This is a genomic window from Nocardia sp. No.11, assembly GCF_038752175.1.
Lineage (GTDB): Bacteria > Actinomycetota > Actinomycetes > Mycobacteriales > Mycobacteriaceae > Nocardia > Nocardia canadensis.
Window position 1 is genome coordinate 72,242 of sequence record NZ_JBCGFB010000007.1, and the last position, 23,513, is coordinate 95,754.

24 protein-coding genes and 2 pseudogenes are annotated in these 23,513 nt (G+C 68.8%); 9 read left to right on the plus strand and 17 right to left on the minus strand.

The features are described 5' to 3' along the window. Positions 1-101 precede the first annotated feature (101 nt). On the plus strand, positions 102-4,055 hold the full coding sequence (locus tag V8688_RS04115) for a DNA-directed RNA polymerase subunit beta' (protein WP_218719615.1): 3,954 nt from the start codon (positions 102-104) through the stop codon (positions 4,053-4,055). Between the two features lie 55 nt (positions 4,056-4,110). Here the strand turns inward: V8688_RS04115 and V8688_RS04120 are convergent, their stop codons facing one another. The 3 genes from V8688_RS04120 to V8688_RS04130 all read right to left on the minus strand — a co-directional run bounded on the left by V8688_RS04120 (position 4,111) and on the right by V8688_RS04130 (position 7,030). Further along, positions 4,111-4,914: a hypothetical protein gene (locus tag V8688_RS04120; protein ID WP_316576175.1), complete on the minus strand. Its 804-nt coding sequence runs from the start codon at positions 4,912-4,914 to the stop codon at positions 4,111-4,113. A 41-nt stretch (positions 4,915-4,955) separates the two neighbouring features. Further along, positions 4,956-6,029, minus strand: coding sequence for a Fic family protein (locus V8688_RS04125; RefSeq protein WP_342800193.1), 1,074 nt, complete (start codon positions 6,027-6,029; stop codon positions 4,956-4,958). 176 nt (positions 6,030-6,205) lie between these two features. After that, positions 6,206-7,030 (minus strand): formate/nitrite transporter family protein, encoded by an 825-nt coding sequence (locus tag V8688_RS04130; protein WP_316576173.1) that lies wholly within the window; start codon positions 7,028-7,030, stop codon positions 6,206-6,208. 156 nt (positions 7,031-7,186) lie between these two features. Between V8688_RS04130 and cynS the strand changes: the two genes are divergently transcribed. Next, entirely contained in the window at positions 7,187-7,636 is a 450-nt protein-coding gene (gene cynS, locus V8688_RS04135) for a cyanase (RefSeq protein WP_218719617.1), read from the plus strand. A gap of 21 nt (positions 7,637-7,657) precedes the next feature. On the opposite strand, the gene V8688_RS04140 is transcribed toward cynS, so the two are convergent. Then, entirely contained in the window at positions 7,658-7,855 is a 198-nt protein-coding gene (locus tag V8688_RS04140) for a hypothetical protein (protein WP_218719618.1), read from the minus strand. A 176-nt stretch (positions 7,856-8,031) separates the two neighbouring features. Beyond that, positions 8,032-9,024, minus strand: a complete 993-nt coding sequence (locus V8688_RS04145; RefSeq protein WP_342800194.1) for a DMT family transporter — start codon at positions 9,022-9,024, stop codon at positions 8,032-8,034. A 38-nt stretch (positions 9,025-9,062) separates the two neighbouring features. Here V8688_RS04145 and V8688_RS04150 point away from each other — a divergent pair, with 38 nt between their 5' ends. Continuing rightward, positions 9,063-9,593: a CGNR zinc finger domain-containing protein gene (locus tag V8688_RS04150; RefSeq protein WP_342800195.1), complete on the plus strand. Its 531-nt coding sequence runs from the start codon at positions 9,063-9,065 to the stop codon at positions 9,591-9,593. Here the strand turns inward: V8688_RS04150 and V8688_RS04155 are convergent. Both V8688_RS04155 and V8688_RS04160 read right to left on the minus strand, forming a co-directional pair. Then, positions 9,590-10,276 carry a hypothetical protein gene (locus tag V8688_RS04155; protein WP_316576170.1) on the minus strand — a complete coding sequence of 229 codons (687 nt, stop codon included), beginning with the start codon at positions 10,274-10,276 and terminating at the stop codon, positions 9,590-9,592. The two genes, V8688_RS04150 and V8688_RS04155, sit on opposite strands and share 4 nt — an antisense overlap. A 61-nt stretch (positions 10,277-10,337) precedes the next feature. Further along, complete coding sequence (locus V8688_RS04160; RefSeq protein WP_342800196.1) at positions 10,338-11,351, minus strand: aldo/keto reductase; 1,014 nt, start codon at positions 11,349-11,351, stop codon at positions 10,338-10,340. A 100-nt stretch (positions 11,352-11,451) separates the two neighbouring features. On the opposite strand from V8688_RS04160, the gene V8688_RS04165 reads away from it, so the two are divergent. After that, positions 11,452-12,294, plus strand: a complete 843-nt coding sequence (locus tag V8688_RS04165) for a helix-turn-helix transcriptional regulator (RefSeq protein ID WP_218719623.1) — start codon at positions 11,452-11,454, stop codon at positions 12,292-12,294. A 3-nt stretch (positions 12,295-12,297) separates the two neighbouring features. Here V8688_RS04165 and V8688_RS04170 read toward each other — a convergent pair whose 3' ends face one another. Both V8688_RS04170 and V8688_RS04175 read right to left on the minus strand, forming a co-directional pair. Next, entirely contained in the window at positions 12,298-12,930 is a 633-nt protein-coding gene (locus V8688_RS04170; RefSeq protein ID WP_342800197.1) for a hypothetical protein, read from the minus strand. Positions 12,931-13,026: 96 nt separating this feature from the next. After that, positions 13,027-14,283 (minus strand): FAD-dependent oxidoreductase, encoded by a 1,257-nt coding sequence (locus tag V8688_RS04175; protein ID WP_342800198.1) that lies wholly within the window; start codon positions 14,281-14,283, stop codon positions 13,027-13,029. 124 nt (positions 14,284-14,407) lie between these two features. Here V8688_RS04175 and V8688_RS04180 point away from each other — a divergent pair, with 124 nt between their 5' ends. Further along, positions 14,408-14,740 carry a metalloregulator ArsR/SmtB family transcription factor gene (locus V8688_RS04180; protein ID WP_218719626.1) on the plus strand — a complete coding sequence of 111 codons (333 nt, stop codon included), beginning with the start codon at positions 14,408-14,410 and terminating at the stop codon, positions 14,738-14,740. Then, positions 14,737-15,216, plus strand: coding sequence for an SRPBCC family protein (locus tag V8688_RS04185; RefSeq protein WP_218719627.1), 480 nt, complete (start codon positions 14,737-14,739; stop codon positions 15,214-15,216). Before V8688_RS04180 ends, V8688_RS04185 begins: the two co-directional genes overlap by 4 nt. A gap of 38 nt (positions 15,217-15,254) precedes the next feature. Here V8688_RS04185 and V8688_RS04190 read toward each other — a convergent pair whose 3' ends face one another. The 6 genes and pseudogenes from V8688_RS04190 to V8688_RS04215 form a co-directional block, all read right to left on the minus strand. Beyond that, entirely contained in the window at positions 15,255-16,244 is a 990-nt protein-coding gene (locus V8688_RS04190; protein WP_342800199.1) for a pirin family protein, read from the minus strand. Beyond that, positions 16,241-16,579, minus strand: coding sequence for a GNAT family N-acetyltransferase (locus tag V8688_RS04195; RefSeq protein WP_342800203.1), 339 nt, complete (start codon positions 16,577-16,579; stop codon positions 16,241-16,243). Before V8688_RS04195 ends, V8688_RS04190 begins: the two co-directional genes overlap by 4 nt. Positions 16,580-16,594: 15 nt before the next feature. Further along, positions 16,595-17,056 (minus strand): annotated as a pseudogene (locus V8688_RS04200) (carboxymuconolactone decarboxylase family protein); the annotation flags it as partial. A gap of 192 nt (positions 17,057-17,248) precedes the next feature. Further along, positions 17,249-18,231 (minus strand): annotated as a pseudogene (locus V8688_RS04205) (aldo/keto reductase); the annotation flags it as partial. Beyond that, a complete protein-coding gene (locus V8688_RS04210) occupies positions 18,228-18,692 on the minus strand; it encodes a MerR family transcriptional regulator (RefSeq protein WP_218719631.1) in 465 nt (154 codons plus the stop codon). The pseudogene V8688_RS04205 and the gene V8688_RS04210, both read right to left, overlap by 4 nt. An 89-nt stretch (positions 18,693-18,781) precedes the next feature. Further along, positions 18,782-19,150: a VOC family protein gene (locus V8688_RS04215; RefSeq protein ID WP_218719632.1), complete on the minus strand. Its 369-nt coding sequence runs from the start codon at positions 19,148-19,150 to the stop codon at positions 18,782-18,784. 48 nt (positions 19,151-19,198) lie between these two features. On the opposite strand from V8688_RS04215, the gene V8688_RS04220 reads away from it, so the two are divergent. Beyond that, entirely contained in the window at positions 19,199-19,402 is a 204-nt protein-coding gene (locus V8688_RS04220) for a hypothetical protein (protein WP_218719633.1), read from the plus strand. Between the two features lie 12 nt (positions 19,403-19,414). Here V8688_RS04220 and V8688_RS04225 read toward each other — a convergent pair whose 3' ends face one another. After that, complete coding sequence (locus tag V8688_RS04225) at positions 19,415-19,906, minus strand: histidine phosphatase family protein (RefSeq protein ID WP_316576164.1); 492 nt, start codon at positions 19,904-19,906, stop codon at positions 19,415-19,417. Between the two features lie 158 nt (positions 19,907-20,064). On the opposite strand from V8688_RS04225, the gene V8688_RS04230 reads away from it, so the two are divergent. Continuing rightward, a complete protein-coding gene (locus V8688_RS04230) occupies positions 20,065-21,732 on the plus strand; it encodes an FAD-dependent oxidoreductase (protein ID WP_342800200.1) in 1,668 nt (555 codons plus the stop codon). 34 nt (positions 21,733-21,766) lie between these two features. On the opposite strand, the gene V8688_RS04235 is transcribed toward V8688_RS04230, so the two are convergent. Further along, complete coding sequence (locus V8688_RS04235; protein ID WP_218719636.1) at positions 21,767-22,540, minus strand: acyl-ACP thioesterase domain-containing protein; 774 nt, start codon at positions 22,538-22,540, stop codon at positions 21,767-21,769. A gap of 142 nt (positions 22,541-22,682) precedes the next feature. Between V8688_RS04235 and V8688_RS04240 the strand changes: the two genes are divergently transcribed. Then, positions 22,683-23,513 (plus strand): serine/threonine-protein kinase (locus V8688_RS04240; RefSeq protein WP_342800201.1); only part of this gene is annotated, 831 nt, incomplete at its 3' end.

Genomic DNA, 23,513 nt, shown 5'->3' on the forward strand with positions numbered 1-23,513 from the left:
GGTGACGCGGGTGGCTGTCTCGGCAGCCACCCGCGGACCCGCGATCGGTAACTAGTGAACTTTTTGCTCGAATTCGACCCGAACAGGGGAAAGGAAGTTACGTGCTAGACGTCAACTTCTTCGATGAACTCCGGATCGGCCTGGCCACCGCTGAAGACATCCGCCAGTGGAGCTATGGCGAGGTCAAGAAGCCGGAGACCATCAACTACCGCACGCTCAAGCCGGAGAAGGACGGGCTCTTCTGCGAGAAGATCTTCGGCCCCACCCGGGACTGGGAGTGCTACTGCGGCAAGTACAAGCGCGTCCGCTTCAAGGGCATCATCTGTGAGCGCTGTGGCGTCGAGGTGACTCGCGCCAAGGTGCGCCGCGAGCGGATGGGCCACATCGAGCTGGCCGCACCCGTCACCCACATCTGGTACTTCAAGGGCGTTCCGTCGCGCTTGGGCTACCTGCTGGATCTGGCGCCGAAGGATCTCGAGAAGATCATCTACTTCGCCGCCTACGTCATCGTCGGTGTCGACGAGGAGCTGCGCCACAACGAGCTCAGCACCCTCGAGGCCGAGATGGAGGTCGAGAAGAAGGCCGTCGCCGATCAGCGCGACGCCGATCTCGAGGCCCGCGCGCAGAAGCTCGAGGCCGACCTGGCCGAGCTGGAGGCCGAGGGCGCCAAGTCCGACGTGCGTCGCAAGGTCAAGGACGGCGGCGAGCGCGAGATGCGTCAGCTGCGCGACCGCGCCCAGCGTGAGCTGGACCGCCTCGACGAGATCTGGACGACCTTCACCAAGCTGTCGGTCAAGCAGCTCATTGTCGACGAGGTGCTCTACCGCGAGCTCGTCGACCGCTACGGCGAGTACTTCACCGGTGCCATGGGTGCGGAGTCCATCCAGAAGCTGATGGAGAACTTCGACATCGACGCCGAGGCCGAGAACCTGCGCGAGACCATTCGCTCGGGCAAGGGCCAGAAGAAGCTGCGCGCGCTCAAGCGGCTCAAGGTCGTCGCGGCCTTCCAGGCCAACGGCAACTCGCCCATGGGCATGGTGCTCGACGCCGTTCCGGTGATCCCGCCGGAGCTGCGCCCGATGGTTCAGCTCGACGGTGGCCGTTTCGCCACCTCCGACCTGAACGACCTGTACCGCCGCGTGATCAACCGCAACAACCGCCTCAAGCGACTGATCGATCTGGGTGCGCCCGAGATCATCGTCAACAACGAGAAGCGGATGCTGCAGGAGTCCGTCGACGCGCTGTTCGACAACGGCCGTCGTGGCCGTCCGGTCACCGGACCGGGTAACCGCCCGCTGAAGTCGCTGAGCGATCTGCTCAAGGGCAAGCAGGGTCGTTTCCGTCAGAACCTGCTCGGCAAGCGTGTCGACTACTCGGGCCGTTCGGTCATCGTGGTCGGTCCGCAGCTGAAGCTGCACCAGTGTGGTCTGCCGAAGCTGATGGCGCTCGAGCTGTTCAAGCCGTTCGTCATGAAGCGTCTGGTCGACCTGAACCACGCGCAGAACATCAAGTCCGCCAAGCGGATGGTCGAGCGTCAGCGTCCCCAGGTGTGGGATGTCCTCGAAGAGGTCATCGCCGAGCACCCGGTGCTGCTGAACCGCGCGCCCACCCTGCACCGCCTGGGTATCCAGGCCTTCGAGCCCCAGCTGGTCGAAGGTAAGGCTATCCAGCTGCACCCGCTCGTGTGTGAGGCGTTCAACGCCGACTTCGACGGTGACCAGATGGCCGTGCATCTGCCGCTGTCGGCGGAGGCGCAGGCCGAGGCGCGCATCCTGATGCTGTCGTCGAACAACATCCTGTCCCCGGCGTCGGGTCGCCCGCTGGCGATGCCGCGTCTGGACATGGTGACCGGCCTGTTCTACCTGACTCGTCTCGACGAGAAGGGTGTCGGCACCTACCAGGCCGGCGGCAAGGACACCCCGGAGTCGGGCGTGTACTCCTCGCCCGCCGAGGCCCAGATGGCCGTCGACCGCGGTGAGCTCACCGTGCGTTCGATGATCAAGGTCCGGCTCACCGAGCAGCGCCCGCCGCGCGAGATCGAGGCGGAGCTCTTCCCGGAGGGCTGGCACCGCGGTGACGCGTGGCTGGCCGAGACCACCCTGGGTCGCGTGCTGTTCAACGATCTGCTCCCGGCGGACTACGCGTTCATCAACGAGCCGATGCCGAAGAAGCGGCAGGCCACGATCATCAACGATCTGGCCGAGCGCTACCCGATGATCGTCGTCGCCCAGACCGTCGACAAGCTCAAGGACGCGGGCTTCTACTGGGCCACGCGTTCGGGTGTCACCGTCTCCATGTCGGACGTGCTCGTTCCGCCGGAGAAGGCGGAGATCATGGAGCGGTACGAGGCCATGGCGGATCAGATCGAGAAGAAGTACCAGCGTGGTGCGCTCGATCACCAGGAGCGCAACAACGCCCTGGTCAAGATCTGGCAGGAAGCGACCGAAGAGGTCGGCACGGCGCTGCGTTCGCACTACCCGGCCGACAACCCGATCATCACGATCGTCGACTCGGGTGCGACCGGTAACTTCACCCAGACTCGTACCCTCGCCGGTATGAAGGGTCTGGTGACGAACCCCAAGGGTGAGTTCATCCCGCGCCCGATCAAGTCCTCGTTCCGTGAGGGCCTGACCGTGCTCGAGTACTTCATCAACACCCACGGTGCTCGTAAGGGTCTGGCCGACACCGCGCTGCGTACCGCCGACTCGGGTTACCTGACCCGTCGTCTGGTGGACGTCTCGCAGGACGTCATCGTGCGCGAGCACGACTGCGGCACCGAGCGCGGCATCGTCGTGCCGATCGCGGAGAAGCAGGCCGACGGCTCGCTCATCCGGGACGCGCACGTCGAGACCTCGACCTACGCCCGCACCCTGGCGACCGACGCCGTCGACGCGAGCGGCAACGTCGTCGTGGCCAAGGGCGCCGATCTCGGCGACCCGGCCCTGGAGGCGCTGCTCGAGGCCGGTATCACCGAGGTGAAGGTCCGCTCCGTGCTGACCTGCACCACCGGCACCGGCGTCTGCGCCACCTGCTACGGCCGCTCGATGGCCACCGGCAAGCTGGTCGACATCGGCGAGGCCGTCGGCATCGTCGCCGCCCAGTCCATCGGTGAGCCGGGTACCCAGCTGACCATGCGTACCTTCCACCAGGGTGGTGTCGCGGGTGACGACATCACCGGTGGTCTGCCGCGTGTCCAGGAGCTCTTCGAGGCCCGTGTCCCCAAGGGCAAGGCGCCGATCGCGGAGGTCTCGGGCCGGGTGCGCCTCGAGGACGACGACCGCTTCTACAAGATCACGATCATCCCTGATGACGGGTCGGACGAAGTCGTCTACGACAAGCTCTCGAAGCGTCAGCGTCTGCGTGTGTTCAAGCACGACGACGGCACCGAGCGCCTGCTGGCCGACGGTGACCACGTGGAGGTGGGTCAGCAGCTGCTCGAGGGCGCTGCCGATCCGCACGAGGTGCTGCGCGTGATGGGTCCCCGTCAGGTGCAGGTCCACCTGGTCCACGAGGTCCAGGAGGTCTACCGCTCGCAGGGTGTGTCGATCCACGACAAGCACATCGAGGTCATCGTGCGCCAGATGCTGCGTCGCGTGACGATCATCGATTCGGGTGCGACCGAGTTCCTGCCCGGTTCGCTCACCGAGCGCGCCGAGTTCGAGGCCTCGAACCGTCGCGTGGTGGCCGAGGGCGGCGAGCCCGCCTCCGGTCGTCCGGTGCTGATGGGTATCACCAAGGCGTCGCTGGCCACCGATTCGTGGCTGTCGGCGGCCTCCTTCCAGGAGACCACCCGAGTGCTGACGGACGCGGCCATCAACTGCCGCTCCGACAAGCTGATCGGCCTGAAGGAGAACGTGATCATCGGTAAGCTCATCCCGGCCGGTACCGGTATCAACCGTTACCGCAACATCCAGGTGCAGCCGACCGAAGAAGCCCGTGCCGCCGCGTACGCGGTGCCGTCCTACGACGACACCTACTACTCGCCGGACAGCTTCGGCTCCTCCACCGGTGCCGCGGTGCCGCTGGACGACTACGGCTTCAGCGACTACCGCTAAGCAGTAACCCGAACGCCCCGTTCCTGATTGGAACGGGGCGTTCGTCGTTTCCGGGTCAGCGGACTCGCGGGCAGGTTTTGCCCGCGATGTGGCAGCGTTCCTCGAAGCCGTGGGGGAGCCAGGAGCCGCTGATCAGTTGGGGGTGATGGGGGAATCTCGCATGGCTGGCAAGGAGGAACGCCGGCGTCGCCCACGGAGTCGCCAATTCGAGGTAGTGCGATGTGTTCGCTTCCGTGAATCGGATTCGCAGCCGGTCGGGTTGCGTCAATTCGAGGTGCTCCAACGCCGCCAGCGGGATTCGAGATGAGCGGTGTTGATTGGTGAGGTGAATTCGGAGATTCGTGAGGGTGATGCTGCCGCTCGGCTCGGAGAACCAGCGTGGTTGCATCGCCTGAGTGCGGGCCGCTGCCGCCGCGGCATTCGCGGCCTGCGCCGCCTCGGCGGCCGCCCGAACCATATGGACCGCCATATGTTCGTTTCGCCGTCTGGCATTGAAGGCTGCGGCATTTGCTGCCGTACGTGCCCGCTGCATATCGCGGCTCGAGCTGCCGCGCGGCGGCACGACGACCGGGGCATGCGGGACGACAGCCGCGATCACCGGCGTGGCGACAGTCGGCGGCGGAGGCGGCAGCTCGGGGCTGCGAAACGCCGCCCACATACCCTGCCCTTCCCCGAAACAGGTCTCCTGCTCGTCCATCAGAATCGATGTCGTGTGCGGCGCGAGCGCTGCCATCCCACCCGCCCGCAGCCGCGTTAGCATTTCGCAGGCATAGACCAGATGGTCGTCAACCCAATTCCAGCCGACCTGGGCGGCCAGCGCCCGTTCGACATCCGCCATCGGATCGTGCACTTTCACCACCTGAGTTATGCCACACTGGGCCATTCAGAATAGCGATGCTGTCAGGTTGCGGGGGTGCGTTTGCCTGCTCGGCGGGCGAAGTCGTCGAGGGCGTCGAGGACTTCTCTTGCCTGCCAGAGGCGGTTGCGGCGCATGCCGGTGAATTCGGTGAGTACGCCGACTTCGACCAAGGCGTTGATGGCGCGTACCGCGTTGGAGTCGGCGATGCCGAGTGCGTCCGCTGCGGTGGCGGCGTCGAAGACCGGCTGGCGCAGGGCGACGTCGATCAGGCGCCATGGGGTGGATCCGCGCCGGGCGCGGACCGCCGATTCCCACCGTTCGCGGATTCGGTGGATATCGGCGACCAGCAGGCGCGCGTTGCCGAGTGCGATGAAGGTGGCTTCGGCGACCTGGTGCACGATCGGTGCCGGGTCGCCGGCCCGATAGGCGGTGAGCGCGGCGAAATAGTCGTCGACGCGGGTCAGCAGTCCGGCGGCGATCGGGACCGTCGCCTGTTCGGTGACGCCCTTCGACCGCAGCATCGCGTGCAGCATCGCCCGCCCGGTCCGTCCATTGCCGTCGATGAACGGGTGAATCGTCTCGAAGTGCGCGTGTGCGAGGGCGGTATGAGCCAGCGCCGGAATGTCGTCGCGCCGGATGAACCGGAGCAGATCGTCGATCGAATCCGGTACGCGGGCGTGATGTGGAGCGACGAAGGCCGCACCATGTGGGCCCACATTGTCGCCACCGATCCACACCTGCTGGGCCCGCCACCGCCCGGCCGACTCCGGCTCGTGCACCATCAGCGCGGCATGCATCTCCAGGAGCAGACGCTCGTCGACCTCGCCGACCAGGTTCATCGCGGTCCGCATCGCACGGACATTGCCCACGATCTCGACCGCGTTGCGCTGGTCGGTGCCGCCGATCTCGGCCAGCGCGATCGCCTTGGCTCCCGAGGTCAGGTGTTCGATCTGGGAGGAGGACGCGGATTCGGTCCGCAGCAGGATCGCGCCGAACGGCGTGAGGTCGGCACCGACCAGGGTGTCGAACCGGGTGATCTCCACGGTGGCGGCGTCGGCGGCGGCCAAGACGTCCGAGGGCAGGCAGACGGACTGTTCGGCGATCGTCGGCACCACTGCGGCCCGGTACGGCCCCGTGTGCCGTGCACGCACTCGGCGTGAGAGCAACTCGGCCGGAATTGTCGGAGTCCAATCGTGAGACTCCCAGGTGACAGACGGCCACACGGCATCTGACGACATCCTGCCATCTTATCATCATTTATTCGATAAATGATCACACCTGGCGGGGATGGTCACGCTTCGGAGGATTCGGGGCGGCGGGAGGGGGCGGTGCGGGCGTGGGTGGCGTAGAGGGTGAGGCCGACGAAGGTGAGGCCGCCTACGAGGTTGCCTATGACTGTGGGGATTTCGTTCCAGATGAGGTAGTCGCCGAGGGAGAAGTCGCCGCCGAGGAGGAGGCCGGACGGGAACAGGAACATGTTGACGATGGAGTGTTCGAAGCCCATGTAGAAGAAGAGCATGATGGGCATCCACATGGCGATCACCTTGCCGGAGACCGAGGTGGACATCATGGCGGCGACCACGCCGGTGGAGACCATCCAGTTGCACAGGACGGCGCGGATGAAGAGGGTGAGCATGCCCGCGGCGCCGTATTCGGCGTAGCCGAGGGTGCGGGCCTCGCCGATCTCGCCGAGTTTCTGGCCGACGGCGCTGGGGTCGACGGAGAAGCCCATGGTCAGGATGATCGCCATCATGACGGCGACGGTGAACGCGCCGGCGAAGTTGCCGACGAAGACCAGGCCCCAGTTGCGCAGCATCGAGCGCACGGTGACGCCGCGGCGCTTGTCGAGCAGGGCCAGCGGGACCAGCGTGAAAACGCCGGTGAGCAGGTCGAATCCGAGCAGATACAGCATGCAGAAGCCGACCGGGAAGAGGACGGCGCCCAGCAGCGGCTGGCCGGTGTTGACGGTGATGGTGACCGCGAACGCCGCGGCGAGGGCGAGGATCGCGCCCGCCATGTAGGCGCGGATCACGGTGTCCCTGGTGGACATGAATGCCTTGGCTTCGCCCGCGTCGATCATCTTCTCGACGAAGTCCGCTGGTTTGAGATACGACATGTGACCCCTTCGTAGTGCTTCCAGCACAGTAGTTTTCGCCGCCGAGGTTGCCTCGCGATCACCGGAAGTTGCCACTCGGTAAATAGTGGTATTCCACTATGGCGGGCGGGTGCGGGCGGATGGCAGGCTGACGAAGTCCCCCACCGAGGAGCCCGTATGCAACCGATCATGAGCAAGTCCGCCGCCGCCGATCTCGTCGTCGCCGCCCGCATCCGCAAAGGCCTGACCTGGGCCGCCATCGCGGAATCGCTGGGCGCGCCGCTGGTCTGGACGACGGCGGCCCTGCTCGGTCAGCACCCGATGACCGAGGAGCAGGCGGCCGCGGCCTGCGCGCTCCTGGACCTGGACGAGACCGTCGCCGAGAGCCTGCGTCTGCAGCCCTCGCGCGGCGCCGACCCGGCGCAACTGGCCGATCCCACCATCTATCGCCTGGTCGAGGCGGTCTCGGTCTACGGCCCGGCGCTCAAGGCTCTCATCCACGAGGAATTCGGCGACGGCATCATGAGCGCCATCAACTTCAACATCGACATCGCCCGCCGCCCCCACCCCGACGGCGACCGCGTGGTCATCACCCTCGACGGCAAGTTCCTCGACTACCGCTGGTGATCGCGGTCCGCGCGCATCCCGTCACCCGCGATCTCGGTCGCGGTTCCTGATCCGGTCGAAGACCGCGCGCTGATCTTCCTCGGCCTGCCGGTCCTGACACGGTCGGCAACCCCACTGCGGCGAGACGTTGGTGACGCAGCATCCGCCCAGGATGTACTCGCCCCGCTCGGCGGCCTGGAACGACTCGAAGGTGGGGTAGCCGTAGAGGATCCGGAGCATCGGGCCATCGCATTCCGGGCAGCGCGGTGCGTTTTCCTGTGTGTTGGGCACCGGTAGAGCTTGCCGGATCGATGGTCACCGGAGAGCCGAATCGAGGTAGTCGGACGCGGGGTTCGCCGAGTCGCGCGGTGACCGCGTCGTCATCGCCGGCGCGGCCCTCGACCATCGCTGGTAGGTCAGGCCTCGGGGCGTGTCGGGACCGCGGCGACCGCCCGCGCCTCGGGGTCGCCGGCCGGCAGGGGTTCGGGTTCGCCGAGACGGACGATGATCACGCCGAGGAGAATCAGCGCGCCGCCGAGTAATTGGATCGGACGGGGGGCCTCGCCGAGCAGGGCCCAGGCGAACAGCAGGGCGGCCAGCACCTCGGTGAGGGCGACGAACGAGGCCAGCCGGGAACCCAGGCGGCGGGTGGCGGCGATGCCGGTGACGTAGGCGATCGCGGCGGTGACGATGCCGATCAGCAGGATCGGGACCCACCACGGCGTGCTGAAATCGTCGAACACGACTGTCGCGGTGGTGGCGTGCAGCGGCACGATGCCGACCAGGCCGGCCAGCACCAGCGTGACCCCGCCGATCAGCAGGCCGCCCGCGGCCAGGACCGTGCCGGGCAGCTCGCCGCCCTGGGCGGAGAGCACGAAATACGCGGCGGCGCCGATCATCGCGGCCAGTGCCCAGGTGATGCCGATCGGATCGGTCGACACCCCGGCGAGGATGTCGAGCACCAGCAGCAGTCCGGTGATGCCGAGCGCGGCACCGGCCAGGGTGGCCGCGCCGGGGCGCTGGCGGTGCCGTGCCCACATCCAGCCGACGACGGCGATCGGCGCGGTGTATTCGATCAGCAACGCCGCGCCGACTTCCATGTGGGCGACCGCGTTGAAGTAGGCCAGCTGGGTGCCGGCTACGGCGAGTAGCCCGTACAGCACGATCAGGGTCGCGTTGGCGCGCACCAGGTTCCAGTTCCCCCGGAGCTGGGGGAGGGCGACGGGCAAGAGGACGACTCCGGCGAGCAGTACGCGCGCGGCGACGACGGCGGCCGCGCTCCAGCCCGCGTTCATCAGCCCGCGCGCGAGTGGGCCGGACAGGCCGAACGAGGTGGCGGAGGCCAGCGCGAAGAGCAGGCCGGTGCGGATCCGGCTGCTCGCCAGTCCGTCATGAGTCAAAGTCGCCATGACTAATGACGGTAAGCAGGCTGCGGTAATATGTCAACGTGGTTTTCGCTCATGACACCGAGGCGGCGCTGCTGGCGGCGGTCGAACTGGTCAATTCCGCGGAGGACCCCGACACCCTCACCGGCACCGACCAGCTCGACGAGTTCTTCGTGCGGCACGTCTACACGGGTGTGTACACCGGCGACGCCGCGGAACTGGCCGCGGTGCGGGCCCTGCGCGCGCCGCTGCGCCGGATGCTCACCAGCGACCGGGACCGCGCGGTGGTCCTGGTGAACGAGACCCTGGCCGAGCATCGCGCGGTGCCGCAGCTGGTCCGGCACGGTGAGGTCGACTATCACGTACACGCCGTCCCGGCCGAGGCCCCGCTGCCGGTCCGCATCGCCGTCGAGACCGCGATGGCCATGATCGATCTGATCCGTGCCGACGACCTGAGTCGCCTGTCGATCTGCGCCGACGACACCTGCGACGGCCTGGTACTTGACCTGTCCCGCAACCGTTCCCGCCGCTACTGCAGTACTGCCTGCGGCAATCGCAACGCCGTCGCGGCCTACCGGGCCAGGCAGCGCTAGAGCGAGCGCACCTTCGGGCATTTCTTGCCCGCCAGGTGACACTTGTCCTCGAACCCGGCGGGCAGCCACGTCCCGTTGCGCAGCAGCGGATGGTGCGGGAAATGTCGCAGGGCCGCGGTGACGAAGATCAGGGGCGCCCAGGCGCTGCGGATCTGCAGTTGCTGGAGGGTCCCGGCGCGGTCGGGGAACCGGCAGCCGACCAGGTCGGGCGCGGTCAGGTCGACGCTCTCCAATGCCGACCAGTACAGCGAGAACGATCGCTCCGGGTTGGCCAGGTGAATCCGGTGCTGGGAGATCATCGCCGATCCCGGACGTTCGGCCACCCAGCGCGGTTGCGTCGCGGCCTCGGCCCGCAGCCGCCGCGACTCGTTGCGCACCGCGTTGCCCAGGTGGGCGACGGCGCCGAGGGGCGTCCGCCCGTCGGCGCGCACCTGGCCGCGCACCCACTTGCCGTTCCCCGGTCCGCGCCAGGTGAACCACTGGACGCCGCCGTCGGCGAAGCAGGTCTCGCCGGGGTCGAGCCGAACCCTGGTCGCGGTGGACGGTATCCGCTCGCCCCGGCCCGAAGCGAGCAGCTCGGCCACGCCGCACGTGTACAGCAGGTAGTCGTCGAACCAGGTCCAGCCCGCTTGCTCGGCCAGGGCCCGATCGATGTCGGCCAGCGGGTCGAACACGTCTCTCACCACCCACTCACAACGTGCGAACTCTCCTTCCGTCAACGGTAGCGGAGAGTCCGCACGCCACTCAGCGCTCGCTGTCGAGGGCTGCCATCTGCGCGGGCGCGTACCGCTCGCCCGCCACCGCCGCGGCCGGGGTGGCGGACTCGATCGCGGTCAGTTCCCGCTCGGTCAGCGCTATCCGCAGTGCGTCCAGGGTCTCGGTCAGGCGGGTGCGGCTGCGCGCGCCGATCACCGGGACGATGTCCTCGCCACGATGCAGGGCCCACGCGATCGCGAGCTGGGCGACCGAAACGCCCTTGGCGGCAGCGATTTCCGCGAGCGCCTCGACCAGGCGCAGATTGCGGGTGAGGTTCTCGCCCTGGAAGCGCGGGCTGTGGGTGCGGAAGTCGGTGGCGTCGGTGGGCGCGCCCGCGCGGAAGGTGTCGCTGAGCAGGCCGCGCGAGAGCACGCCGTAGGCGGTGATCCCGACACCGAGTTCCCTTGCCACCGGCAGGATCTCGTCCTCGATGCCGCGCGAGAGCAGCGAGTACTCGATCTGCAGATCGACGATCGGGTGCACGGCGGCGGCCCGGCGCAGCGTGTCGGCACCGACTTCGGACAGGCCGATGTGGCGGACATAGCCGGCTTCGACCAGGTCGGCGATGGCGCCGACGGTGTCCTCGATCGGCACCTCGGGATCGAGTCGGGCCGGGCGGTAGATGTCGATGTGGTCGACACCGAGCCGGGTGAGGCTGTAGGTGAGCGAATTGCGGACGGCGGCGGGCCTGCCGTCGAAGCCGGCGAAGGAGCCGTCCGGGCCACGCAGCGCGCCGAACTTCACGCTCAGCACCACGTCCTCGCGGGCCCGTTCGGCGATGGCCTTGCCGATCAGCAGTTCGTTGTGGCCGGCGCCGTAGAAGTCGCCGGTGTCGACGAGGTTGATACCAGCGTCGATCGCGGCGTGCAGGGTGGCGGTGGATTCGCGGTCGTCGGCGGCGCCGTACATGCCGGACATGCCCATCGCGCCGAGGCCGATGCGGCTGACCCGGGGACCGGTGTCGCCGAGGGAGGTCGAGGGGGAGTGTCGGAAATTCGTCATGACCTCAGCCTGCGTGGGGTGTGCCGGACGCGGCAGAGAGCGTTCATCGGGGGATCGCCGGTCCCTGGCTGGGCCGCGCGCGGTCGCGCACCATGGAGGGATGGACCGCTCCGAGCTCGCCGACTTCCTGCGCAGGCACCGCGAACAGCTGACGCCCGCCGACGTCGGCCTGCCGCCCGGGGTGCGCCGGCGAACTCCCGGGCTGCGCCGCGACGAGGTCGCCCTGCTCACCGGCATGTCGACCGACTACTACACCCGGCTGGAGCAGGCGCGCGGACCGCGCCCGTCGACCCAGGTGCTGGCCGCGCTGGCCCGGGCGCTGCGGCTGAGCGCCGACGAACGCGACCACCTGTTCCATCTGTGCGGTCATCAGTCCCCGGATCGGGAGCTGCGGGACAAGCACGTCGGGCCGGGTCTGCTGCACATGCTGTCCAAACTCGACGACACCCCGGCCGCCGTGATCACCGAGCTCGGCGAAGTGCTCGTCCAGAACCGCATGCACACCCTGCTGGCGGGCGATCACGGCGAGCGCAGCGGTCTCGACCGCTACTACGCCTGGCGGTGGTTCACCGATCCCGCCGCCAGGGCGGTGTTCCCGGAAGCGGATTGGGATCGGCTCAGCCGCAGCCATGTCGCCGACCTGCGCGCCACCGCGGCACGCCGGGCAGGCGACGCCGAAGTCGCCCACTACATCGCCGAATTACGCAGCACCAGTCCCGAATTCGAGGCGCTGTGGAACGAACACGAGGTGGCCGTGCGGGTCACCGACAGCAAGCGGTTCGCGCATCCCGAGGTCGGGCTGATCGACACGATCTGCGAGGTCCTGGTCACCAGGAACGCGGCGCAGCGGTTGCTCGTCTACCTGCCCAGGCCCGGGACCGACGCCGCCGAGAAGATGGCGTTGCTGCGCGTGATCGGTACCCAGCGGCTGAGTCCGGCGTGAGCGTCAGGGCGCCCCGGTGACGTAGGCGAGCGCGGTGTCGACGGCCGGTTGCCCGCCGGCCAGCGCGTACCCGGCCAGCGCGCCGATCGCCGCGCCTGCCACCGTCGCCACCGGCACGGTGATGAAGTCCAGGACGAACAGCCCGAGCGGGAACCCGAGGACGAAGCCGATCGCCGCCCCGATCACAGCGCCCTGGATGATCTGCGGCTGCAGTCGCTGGGTCTCGGCGAAGAAGCGTTCCTGCGCGCTGATATCGCGCACCGGGGTATCGGACTCGCCGACCGGAGTGAGGGTGAGGCTGGTGCCCGCCGCGTCGATGGCCGGCGTCAGCGGCACCTCGCGCTCACCGAGACGGACGACCATCGGCAGCGCGGCGATCACCGTGCCCGCGGCATCGGTCACGGTGACGACCTTCGCGTCGTGCACCAGCTGGAACCGGCCCGCGTCGAGCGTGGTCACCACGGCGCGCCGATCCTCGGACACGCCGACCTGGTAGTTCACGTCCTTGTCGACGCCGCGCAGCTGGACGCCGGGCTGGGTGCCGGCCGGTTCGGGCTCGGCGGTCCCGACTCCCGTGCCCGCCAGGGTGACCCCCACCGCCAGCAGCGCCGCGCCGATCACAGTGCCGATCCTCATCCCGCCAAGCCTCCCGCTGATCCACCGGGACCGAATCGTCCCGTTCGTCGCGGCAAACCTAACCGCTGAGCGGCTTTTCGGAAAGTTGTCGGGCGGTCAGCGCGACGCGGCCGACCGTCCCGCACCGGCATTCGGCCTGCGCGCGAAGTCCGGCGCGTGCTCGGGGCGGAGGCCGATACCGCCGAGGTACGCGGCGAGCCCGGCCAGCATCGGCACGGCGTCGACGACCCGCAGCGGCAGTGGGGCAGTGGTCAGCTCACCGCGCAGGGCGGGCGCGATCAGCATGTCGTGCTCGCCGCGCTGGGAGCGCTGGGTGAAGCTCGCGGGCAGCATCCGCCTGCGCTGGACCTTCTCCAGGTCGGCGGTTCGCACCGTCCCGTCCAGCAATGGCTGGGCGAGCAGCCGCGCGGTCGCGACAGCGTCCTGCACCGCCAGGTTGACCCCGACACCGCCGACCGGCGACATCGTGTGCGCGGCGTCGCCGATGCACAGCAGGCCGGGCACGTACCAGCGATCCAGCATCCCGACGGTCACCTCGAGCAGTTTCACGTCGTCCCAGGACCCGATCGCCGCGGTCGCCTCGGTGGGCCAGCCGAACAGCTCGGTGACGCGTTCGCGGAGCCATGCCACGTCGTGGGCGGCCCGCAGGGCCGCGTCGCGACCCTTCTCGATGATGTAACCGGTCTGGTAGTAGTCGCCGCGGTCGATCGCCACCGCCGAGTTCCCGCTGGTGAAGCGGGCTTGCACCGCGCCACCATCGGTGTCGTCGGCGCCCTTCGGGACGCGGAAGAACCACATGTCCATCGGCACGTCCTCGCTCCGCTGGCGGAGTCCGGCGGCCTCGCGCGCTACGGAATCGCGTCCGTCGCAGGCGATCACGAGGTCGGCGCGCAGGGTGTGCTCGGTGCCGTGGGCGTCGCGGTATCGCACCCCGGTGACGGTATCGGCCTGGTGGATGAGCCCGGTGACGGTCGAGCGCATGCGGAGCGTGAAGGTCGGCTCGGTGGCGGCGGCGCGGACCAGCAGGTCGAGGAAGTCCCACTGCGGGACCATCGCGATGTGGCGGTACCGGCCGGGAATCCGGCTGAGGTCGGCGGCGACGACCATCCGATCGCCGGCGTACATGCACATCCTGGTCAGGGTGGACTGCGGGAGCCGGGCGAAGTCCACGCCGAGGCCGAGTTCGTCGAGCAGTCGCACGGTCGACGGGTGCACGGTGTCGCCGCGGAAATCGCGCAGGAAGTCGGGGTGCTTCTCCAGCACCGTCACCTCGACGCCCGCCCTGGCCAGCAGCAGGCCCGCCATCGTGCCCGCCGGTCCGCCGCCGACGATGCAGCATGTCGTCTTGTCCATGTCTCCCCCTCGAACACCGATGTCTACGACGGAGCGTAGTAGTCAATCCGGGGGCAGGTCCAGGGTTTTCGGAAATCCTCGACCGCCCTTGACGAGGAGGCGTGGCCGCGCAATACTGAACTAGATGGTTCAGTATGACTTCCTGGATGCCTCGTTCGGGGCGCTCGCGGACCCCACCCGGCGGGGCATCCTCGAGCAACTCGGGCGTGGGCCCGCCAGCATCAGCGAGTTGGCCGAGCGGTTCGAGATGACCCTGACCGGCATCAAGAAGCACATCGGCCTGCTCGAGAACGCGGGCATGGTGGTCACCGAGAAGCGTGGCCGGGTCCGGTACTGCCGGATCGGCGAGCACGTCTTCGATCGAGAGGTGGCCTGGATGCAGGGTTATCGGCAGATGCTCGAAGCCCGGATGGACCGTCTCGGTGAATTCCTCGAACGAACGGAGCCAGAGCAATGAGCACAACGACCAACGACGCGGTCATCACCTCGACCTCGGACCGCGAAGTCCACATCGAACGCGATTTCGACGCACCGCTGGACCGGGTGTGGAACGCCTACAGCCGGATCGAACAGCTCTCGCGCTGGTGGGGCCGCGGCCATGTCGTCGATGTCGAGCGCTGGGAGTTCCGCAAGGGCGGCCACTGGCGCTTCGTCGAACACGACGGCGACGAGTCCTACGGCTTCGAGGGCCGCTTCCGCGAGATCACCCCGAAGGAGCGCATCGTGCAGTCCTTCGAGTGGGACGGCATGCCCGCCCACATCTCGATCGACTCGACCACCTTCGTCGACCTCGGCAACGGCCGCACCCGGGTCGTCACCGACAGCATCTTCCACACCGCCGAGGAATGCGCGGGCATGCTCGCCTCGGGTATGGAAGGCGGCCTCAACGACAGCTACCGCGCCCTCGACGCCCTGCTGGCCGACGGCCGCTAGCGGCCGTCGGATCCGGCGCCGCGGGAGGCGGCGCCGGATCAGCGGTGGGCGCAGCCGGTCGCCCGCTTGCGTGGCTTCAAACGCAGCGGCGGCAGCGGTGGGGCGGGAATCCGCTCGTCCGGCGCGTGGCCGACCACCTCGGCGAAACGGCTGGTGTCGTGGGCTTCCCAGGCATTGCGGGCCGCGACGATCTCGTCGTGACTGCGGCCGACGAAGTTCCACCACATCACCAGTTCCTCGGCGAATGGTTCACCGCCGATCATCGCGAAGTGCGCGCCCTCGGTGCTGGTCAGGCGCACCTCGGCCCGATCGGTGCCCAGATACAGCAGGGGGCCGGGCGAGAGTTCGGTCCCGTCCACCACCACGGTGCCCTCGACGACCAGCACCGCGTGCTCGAAGGCGCGTTCCAGCGGCAGCCGCACCTCGGCGCCGGAGTCGAGCACGATATCCGCCCCGACGATCGGCGTGTAGGCCCGTGCCGGTGAGGTGACGCCGCCCAGCGTGCCGATCAGCACGGTGGCCCGCAGGCCCGGTTCCTCGTACACGGGCAGCTCGCGATGCTGCTCGAAATGCGGTTCGATCCCGGTCGCGGTGCCGGGCAGCGCGATCCACAGCTGCAGCCCGTTGCCCGCGTGGGCGCCGGGGACGCCGAACTCCGAATGGGCGATACCGCGGCCCGAGGTCATCAGGTTCAGCTGGCCCGGCTCGATCTCGACGTCGGAGCCCACCGAATCCCGGTGCCGGATCCGGCCGTCGAACGGCCACGTCACCGTCTGCAGGCCGATGTGCGGGTGCGGCAGGATATCGGGCGACGCGCCGGTCCGGGTGACGGTCGGCGAACCGAACCGGTCCAGGAAACACCACGCGCCGACGGTCGGCAGATCCCGTTGCGGCAGGGTGCGTTCGACGTACACACCGCGCACGCCACCGAGGGGTACCTCCCTGGCGGGGTACAGCTCGGTGATCGGTCCCGGACTCGGCGACGGCTCGCACACCGCCTCCGTGGGATCGAGCTCCAGATCGCTCACTTGGCGATGCCCTTGCCGACGACGTGCGCGTCGTACTCGGGGTGCTTGTCGAGCCAGCCGCGGATGAACGGGCAGTGCGCGGTGATGGTGCGCCCGCGCGCGATCACGTCCTCGACGGCCTGGCGGGCGAGCACGCTGCCCAGGCCCTTGCCCGCGAAGGCGCCGTCGATCTCGGTGTGGATGAAATCGGTGTCGTCGTCGCGCTCGATGTACTCGGCGAAGCCGGCCAGTGCGCCGTCGTAGAACACGTCGTAGCGGTTCTTCTCCGGGTTGCGCACGACCCGGCGCTCGGGCTCGGTCGACGCGGGCTGCGCGGCGGGGGTGGTCTCGGACATCTTCTTGCGCTCCTTCCGCACCGGAACAGGGTGCGCGCTCAGGATCGACACGCGGTTGAACGCGCCGATCGCGACGGCGATCCAGATGATCACCGAGATCTGTTCCTCGGACCAATGCTCGCGCGCGATCTCGTATTCCCGATCGGTGCGCTCCTCGTCGGGCAGGGTGGTGACGGCCTCGGCCAGCCCCAGCGCGGCCCGGTCGGCGGCCGAGTACGTGCCGCCGCGCCGCCAGGCGGGCAGCACCGCGATCTCCTGTGCCGACAAGCCGGCGCCGAGGCCCGCGTGCTCGTGCACGTCGAGGCAGTACGGGCAGCCGTTGATCTGGGAGACCCGCAGATTGATCAGCTCGATCAGCCGCCGCTCGATCCCCGCGGCCGCCGCGGCGGCGCGGATCTCGGCAGCGGTCGCGCTGAGCGCTTTGAAGATCGCGGGGTGCTGCTTGTCGATCCACACGCGGTCGTGGCGTTCGGTCACTCTCGCGATGCTAGCGCCGCGCGCCGCGGCCCGTCGGACCGCGGCGCGCCGACGGCTATTCCCGACCGGCGGAGGTGAAGGACATGTCGGCGTAGCGGTTGCCCGCCACTTGCCCGGCGATCGGCTCCAGCGTGGCGAGCTCCTCGGCGGTGAGCCGCACCGTGGCCGCCGCGACGTTCTCGGCCAGTCGGNGCGTAGCGGTTGCCCGCCACTTGCCCGGCGATCGGCTCCAGCGTGGCGAGCTCCTCGGCGGTGAGCCGCACCGTGGCCGCCGCGACGTTCTCGGCCAGTCGGACGCGCTTGCGGGTGCCGGGGATCGGCACCACCGGCAGGCCGTGCGCCTCGGCGCGCGCGTGCACCCACGCCAGCGCCGCCTGGGCCTGGGTGATCCCGTGCGCCGCGGCGATCGCGGCCAGCGGGGCGAGCAGCTCGGCGTTGTGCTCGGCGTTGTCGCCGGTGAAGCGGGGCTGGAACCGGCGGAAGTCCTTGTCGCCGAGGTCCTTCGCGGTGCGGAACGCGCCGGTGAGGAAGCCACGACCCAGCGGCGAGTACGGCACGAACGCCACGCCGAGTTCGGCGGCGGCGGGCACCGCGGTGCGCTCGACGTCGCGGGAGAACAGCGACCACTCCGACTGCACGGCCGCGATCGGGTGCACCGCGTGCGCGGCGCGCAGTTCGTCGCCGGTCACCTCCGAGAGCCCCAGCGCGCGCACCTTGCCCGCCGCGACGAGTTCGGCCAGCGTGCCGACGGTCTCCTCGATCGGCGCCCGCGGATCGCGCCGGTGCATGTAGTACAGGTCGATCGTGTCGATGCCGAGCCTGCGCAGGCTCGCGTCGACCGCGGCGCGGATGTAGCCGGGGGAGTTGTCGAAGCCGCGGTAGGCGGGGTCGTCGGCCTTGCGCACGATGCCGAACTTGGTCGCGATCACCAGCTCGTCGCGATGGGCGCGGACGAACTCGGACAGGAACTCCTCGTTGTGGCCCGAGCCGTAGATGTCGGCGGTGTCGAACAGGGTGACGCCGAGTTCGAGCGCGTGCTCGAGGGTGGCGCGTGATTCGGCCGGATCGGTCTCGCCGTAGAACTCGCTGATGCCCATGCAGCCCAGGCCCTGCACGCCGACCAGCGGGCCGCCGGTGCCGAGGGTGGTGGTGGGCAGCGTCGCGGTGGTGCTCATGTATCGGTTCCTTCGCTCGTGGACGCGGTGCGCGTGGCCGGCCGGTCGGCCTCGGATCTGCCCTCGTAGATGGCGATCTTGTAGTCGAGGACGGCCACGGTCTGCTGGAGTTCCGCGATCTTGTCGAGCACGTCGGACCTGGTCTGGCGGAACATCGCGAGCCGCTCCGGGTAGGTCTGCTCACCCGCCTTGACCAGTTCGGCGTAGCGGATCATGTCGGCCACCGGCATGCCGGTCATCCGCAACCGCTTGATCAGCGTCAGCCATTCCAGGTCGCGGTCGCTGAAGCGCCGGTTGCCGGTGTGGTCGCGGCCGACGTAGCTCATCAGCCCGATCCGCTCGTACCAGCGCAGGGTGTCGCGACTGAGGCCCGATCGCTCGGCGACCTGGCCGATCGAGTATCGCGGGCGTTCGCGATCGTCGTCCCCGGCGGTGCTGCGCAGGGCCGCGTCCTGATCCATCGTGCTCGTCCCTTTCTCGTGGAACCCCACCGACGCTATCCACCTGGAGTGCGCTCCAAGCAAGACCTATTCTCGCGGGACGAGCGAATTCAGTTGTACTTCGGCAGCTCCTGCACGGCCCACCGGTTGCCGTCGGGGTCGGCGAAGAAGGTGAACAGGCCCCAGCCCATGTCCTGCACCGGGCTGGCCTCCACACCCGCGGCCACGAGCTGCTCGTAGGCCTGCTGGGCACTGGGGACGACCATCTGCATGCCCTCGACGCTGCCGGGCGCCGCACTGGTCAGGCCGCGGCCGATGCAGATCGAGCAGCCGGAGCCGGGCGGGGTGAGCTGGACGAAGCGGATGTCCGGGCTCGGGGTGTGGTCGTGATCGGCGTTGAAACCGATGCTGGTGTAGAAGTCCTTGGCCCGATCGACATCGGTGACCGGGATGGCAACGAGTTCGATTTTCCAATCCATGCCGTTCAGCATGGCACCAGAGGCCGACAGAAACGTAGTGTGGATCACATGGCAGGTAAGGACATCGACCGCGTCAGGGCCCGATCGGCCTGGGAGACGGTCAAGGAGAGCCCGGTGATCACCGCGATCGCGGTGGCGCCGGTGGTGCTGGTGCTCGGCGTGGTGTGGTGGCTGACGAACGGTTTCGTCGCCTTCGTGCTGCTCGCCCTGCTGGGGGTCGGCATCGTCGTCGGCGGCAAGCTGCTCAAGTAGCCGCGTCCGCCCTCAGCGGGGCACGTGGAAGTACGTGAGTTCACCCGAACCCGGGTCCAGCTGTGCCCACGGCCGGTCGAACTCGAGCACGGCCAGCGCCGAGGTGGGAAATTTGCGGCTGAGCTCGGTCGCCTGATCGGAGTCGCGATTGGCCGCGAGTTCCCAAGCGGTCCACGGGATTCCGGGCACGTGCCCGACGACGAGCAGCGTGCCGACGGCATCGTCGGTGAGCTGGACCAGCTCGATCAGGGTGTGCGGGTTCGCCTCGTAGATGTCGTCGGTGTACTCCACCGGCGCATCGATCCCGGTCGCGGCGAGCGTCTGCCTGGTCCTGGTGGCGGTCGAGCAGCGCACGGCGTCGATCGGCGGCTGGGTGGCCCGCAGCCAGTCACCGGCCAGGGCCGCCTCCCGCTGCCCACGCGGCGCCAGCGGGCGGGCGTGATCGCCGACACCGTCGGGGTATGCCGATTTTCCGTGCCGCATGAGGATCAGGGTCGCCACCATGGGAACCACCGTAATCCCGACCGCCGGTGAGGTAGCGGTCACACTCGAGGCACACTGAAAGCTGCGTCACCGTAGATGTGTTCGTGGCACACCCGCCGCGGGCCCGCCACGGACGACGTCTCGAGCCACCGACCACACATTTCGAGGATCTGCACACTATGGCCTACGTCATCACGCAGCGTTGTTGCAACGACGCCAGCTGCGTCACCGAGTGCCCGGTCGACTGCATCCGTCCGACCCCGGATCAGCCGGAATTCGCCACGGCGGAGATGCTGTACATCGACCCCGACACCTGCATCGACTGCGGAGCCTGTGTCGACGCGTGCCCGGTGGACGCCATCTTCTCCGAGGACGACCTGCTCGCCTCGCTGGCCAGGTACCGCGAGATCAACGCCGCCTACTTCCAGCGCCACCCGTTGGAGTCGAACTTCGATCCGCTGGCGACCCCGACCCGTCCGCCCAAGGACCTGGGCACGCTGCGCGTCGCGATCGTCGGCGCCGGCCCGGCCGCCTGCTACGCCGCCGACGAACTGCTGCGCCGCAGCGACGTCGAGGTCGAGATGTTCGACCGGCTGCCGACCCCGTGGGGTCTGGTCCGGGCGGGCGTCGCGCCCGACCACGCGGGCACCAAGAACGTGGCGAATATGTTCGACTCGGCCTTCCGCCGCGAGACGCTGCAGTACTACCTCAACGTCGAGGTCGGTCAGCACATCGACCATCAGGAACTGCTCGATCACCACCACGCGGTGATCTACGCGGTCGGCGCGTCCAGCGATCGCAAGCTCGGCGTGCCCGGCGAGGACCTGCCCGGCAGTCACTCGGCCACCGAGTTCGTCGCCTGGTACAACGGCCACCCCGACTTCGCCGATCGCGAGTTCGACCTGTCGGGCGAGCGCGCGGTGATCGTCGGCAACGGCAATGTCGCGCTCGACGTCGCCCGCGTGCTCACCGTCGACCCGGACGAGCTCGCCAAGACCGACATCGCCGACCACGCCCTGGACGCGCTGCGCAACAGCAACATCCGCGAGGTGGTGATCCTGGGCAGGCGCGGCCCGCTGCAAGCCGCCTACAGCACCCCGGAGTTCCTGTCGCTGACGCACCTGAAGGGCGTCGACGTCGTCGTCGATCCGGCCGATCTGGCGCTGGACCCGCACAGCCAGGCGCTGCTCGACGACCCGAACATCGAGCCGTCGCTGCGGCTGAAGTACACCCTCGCGCAGGAGTACTCCATCGCCGAGCACGACCCGGCGCACAAGCGGATCGTCTTCCGCTACCTGACCACGCCGACCGCGGTGCACGGCGAGGACAAGGCAACCTCGATCGAGTTCGCGCACAACGAACTGACCGAGGAGAACGGTCAGCTCGTGGCGACCGCCACCGATCGCACCGAGTCGCTCGACACCGGTCTGGTGCTGCGCTCGATCGGTTACCGCGGCGTGCCGGTCGCGGGTCTGCCCTTCGACGAGCGGCGCGGCACCGTGCCCAGCGAGCACGGCCGGGTCATCGAGGCCACCGAGCCGGTGCCGGGCGTGTACGTCTCCGGCTGGATCAAGCGCGGCCCGCGCGGCGTGATCGGTTCCAACCGGGTCGACGCCGAGGAAACGGTGGAGGCGCTGATCGCCGACTTCATCGCGGGCAAGCTCACCGCGCCGACCGGTGACCGGGCGGCGCTGCAGGCGCTGCTCGCGCAGCGGCAGCCGGAGCTGGTCGACCGGAAGGGCTGGAAGACCATCGACCAGGCAGAGAAGGCCGCGGGCAAGGCGGCGGGCAGGCCGCGGGTCAAGTTCACCACCCGCGCCGAGCTGCTCAAAGCGGCCAAGGGCTAGCCGAGGCAGCCCCGGTCCGCGCGGCGGGCCGGGGCTACTCCGGCAGGGGCATGATCCGGACGACGGTCGTGGTGATCCCGCCGACCACGAACCACAGCCGCAGCACCGGGCGGCCGGTCCGGTCGCCCGATTCGTAGCGGCCGCGCACCGTGATGTGCTCACGGGCCAGCACCGGGGCCACGTATTCGATGACCGCGCGGTGCGGTCCGGCGACCAACTTGGGGTAGTCGACCAGGAACTGCTCGACCGCCTGCCAGTAGCAGGTGTGGTTGACGTGGTTGTATTGGTCGATATCGGTCGCGCGGACCGGGAACGGCAGATCGGTGTCGGACTCGCGCGGGGCCGGATCGGTCAGGTAGGGCCGCCAGCGCAACCGGTGCTCGTCGGTGGATCGGGCCAGGTAGGCCAGGCCCTCGTCGCTGATCCGGGCGGGCAGATTGCTGGACTCGCTGAGGTTGATCCAGAAGCCCTCGGTCTCGATCAGCCCGCCGCCGTCGCTGGTGATCCGCGTGCGCATGTTCGTCCACCGGGTCGACATGCTCGAACACCAGCGGGTCAGGTGCACCTGGTCGGGCCAGGTGACCGGCCGGATGACGTCGATGACGGTGCGGCGCACGATCCAGGTGGGGTCGGTCCGATGCAGGGCCGTCTGATGCAGTTCGTCCCAGGAGATGTCCTGCAGATAGCGCGCCACGGCATCGAAGCGCAGCCGGTGATAGGGATCCACATCGCCAGCCCGGACGGGCCACGCCGCGGCGAAACCCATGCCCTCCTGGGGAAGCGGGGCCAGTGGCTGATCGAGTGACACGTGTGCTCCTTGCACGGCGCACCAGGTGTGCCGCGACTTCTTGCGTAGTTCTGCTGACGACTTTACGGGGCGCAGATCACACCCTCGCGCGGAGCCGGGGCAAGCGGTATCGAATTCCACCGGCTCCCGGTAGCCTGCAGGAATGGCCGGCGGGGCGATGGCGGGCTCGATGTTCGGGCGCTATGAATTGCGCAGACTCCTCGGAGTCGGCGGTATGGGGGAGGTCTACGAGGCCTACGACACCTCCAAGAATCGCACTGTCGCCGTCAAGGTGCTCAACCGCGATCTGGCCAGAGACCCCGTCTACGTGCAGCGATTCCGCCGGGAGTCGCACGCGATGGCGAGTGTGCAGGAGCCGCACGTCATCCCGGTGCACGACTGGGGTGAGGTCGACGGTGTCCTCTACATCGACATGCGGCTGGTCAAGGGCACCGATCTCAAGGACCGCCTGCAGCGGCACGGCAGGCTGACGCCCGGTGAGGCGGTGCAGGTGGTCGAACAGATCGCCGCCGCGCTCGACGCCGCCCACGAGATCGGCCTGATCCATCGCGACGTGAAGCCCGCCAACATCCTGCTCACCAGCAGCATGTTCGCCTACCTGGTCGACTTCGGCATCGCGCACACCGACTCCGATCCGCAGCTCACCAGCACCGGCAGCGCCGTCGGCTCGATGGCCTACATGGCGCCGGAGCGCTTCGAGGACGCGCCGCTGACCGCCGCCGTCGACACCTACGCGCTGACCTGCGTGCTCTACGAGGCCCTGGTCGGGCGGGTCCCGTACCCGGTGAACAGCCTCGCAGGCGCGATCGGCTCGCATCAGATGGCGCCGCCGCCACGGCCCAGCGCCGTGGACCCGGCCCTGGAATTCTTCGATCCGGTGATCGATCGGGGCATGGCCAAGCGGCCGGGACAGCGCTACGCCACTCCCGGTGACCTGGCTCGCGCGGCCCGCGCCGCGCTGGTGCAGGGCGAG

Excerpts from the sequence above, each read along its gene's own strand:
- V8688_RS04145 (WP_342800194.1), bottom strand. The coding sequence starts at position 9,024 with ATGGCGACTTTGACTCATGACGGACTGGCGAGCAGCCGGATCCGCACC.
- V8688_RS04130 (WP_316576173.1), bottom strand. The coding sequence starts at position 7,030 with ATGTCGTATCTCAAACCAGCGGACTTCGTCGAGAAGATGATCGACGCG.
- V8688_RS04195 (WP_342800203.1), bottom strand. The coding sequence starts at position 16,579 with ATGTCCGAGACCACCCCCGCCGCGCAGCCCGCGTCGACCGAGCCCGAG.
- V8688_RS04220 (WP_218719633.1), top strand. The coding sequence starts at position 19,199 with ATGGCAGGTAAGGACATCGACCGCGTCAGGGCCCGATCGGCCTGGGAG.
- V8688_RS04140 (WP_218719618.1), bottom strand. The coding sequence starts at position 7,855 with ATGCTCCGGATCCTCTACGGCTACCCCACCTTCGAGTCGTTCCAGGCC.
- V8688_RS04165 (WP_218719623.1), top strand. The coding sequence starts at position 11,452 with ATGGACCGCTCCGAGCTCGCCGACTTCCTGCGCAGGCACCGCGAACAG.
- cynS (WP_218719617.1), top strand. The coding sequence starts at position 7,187 with ATGCAACCGATCATGAGCAAGTCCGCCGCCGCCGATCTCGTCGTCGCC.
- V8688_RS04180 (WP_218719626.1), top strand. The coding sequence starts at position 14,408 with ATGGTTCAGTATGACTTCCTGGATGCCTCGTTCGGGGCGCTCGCGGAC.
- V8688_RS04170 (WP_342800197.1), bottom strand. The coding sequence starts at position 12,930 with ATGAGGATCGGCACTGTGATCGGCGCGGCGCTGCTGGCGGTGGGGGTC.
- V8688_RS04230 (WP_342800200.1), top strand. The coding sequence starts at position 20,065 with ATGGCCTACGTCATCACGCAGCGTTGTTGCAACGACGCCAGCTGCGTC.
- V8688_RS04210 (WP_218719631.1), bottom strand. The coding sequence starts at position 18,692 with ATGGATCAGGACGCGGCCCTGCGCAGCACCGCCGGGGACGACGATCGC.
- V8688_RS04225 (WP_316576164.1), bottom strand. The coding sequence starts at position 19,906 with ATGGTGGCGACCCTGATCCTCATGCGGCACGGAAAATCGGCATACCCC.
- V8688_RS04160 (WP_342800196.1), bottom strand. The coding sequence starts at position 11,351 with ATGACGAATTTCCGACACTCCCCCTCGACCTCCCTCGGCGACACCGGT.
- V8688_RS04175 (WP_342800198.1), bottom strand. The coding sequence starts at position 14,283 with ATGGACAAGACGACATGCTGCATCGTCGGCGGCGGACCGGCGGGCACG.
- V8688_RS04185 (WP_218719627.1), top strand. The coding sequence starts at position 14,737 with ATGAGCACAACGACCAACGACGCGGTCATCACCTCGACCTCGGACCGC.
- V8688_RS04215 (WP_218719632.1), bottom strand. The coding sequence starts at position 19,150 with ATGGATTGGAAAATCGAACTCGTTGCCATCCCGGTCACCGATGTCGAT.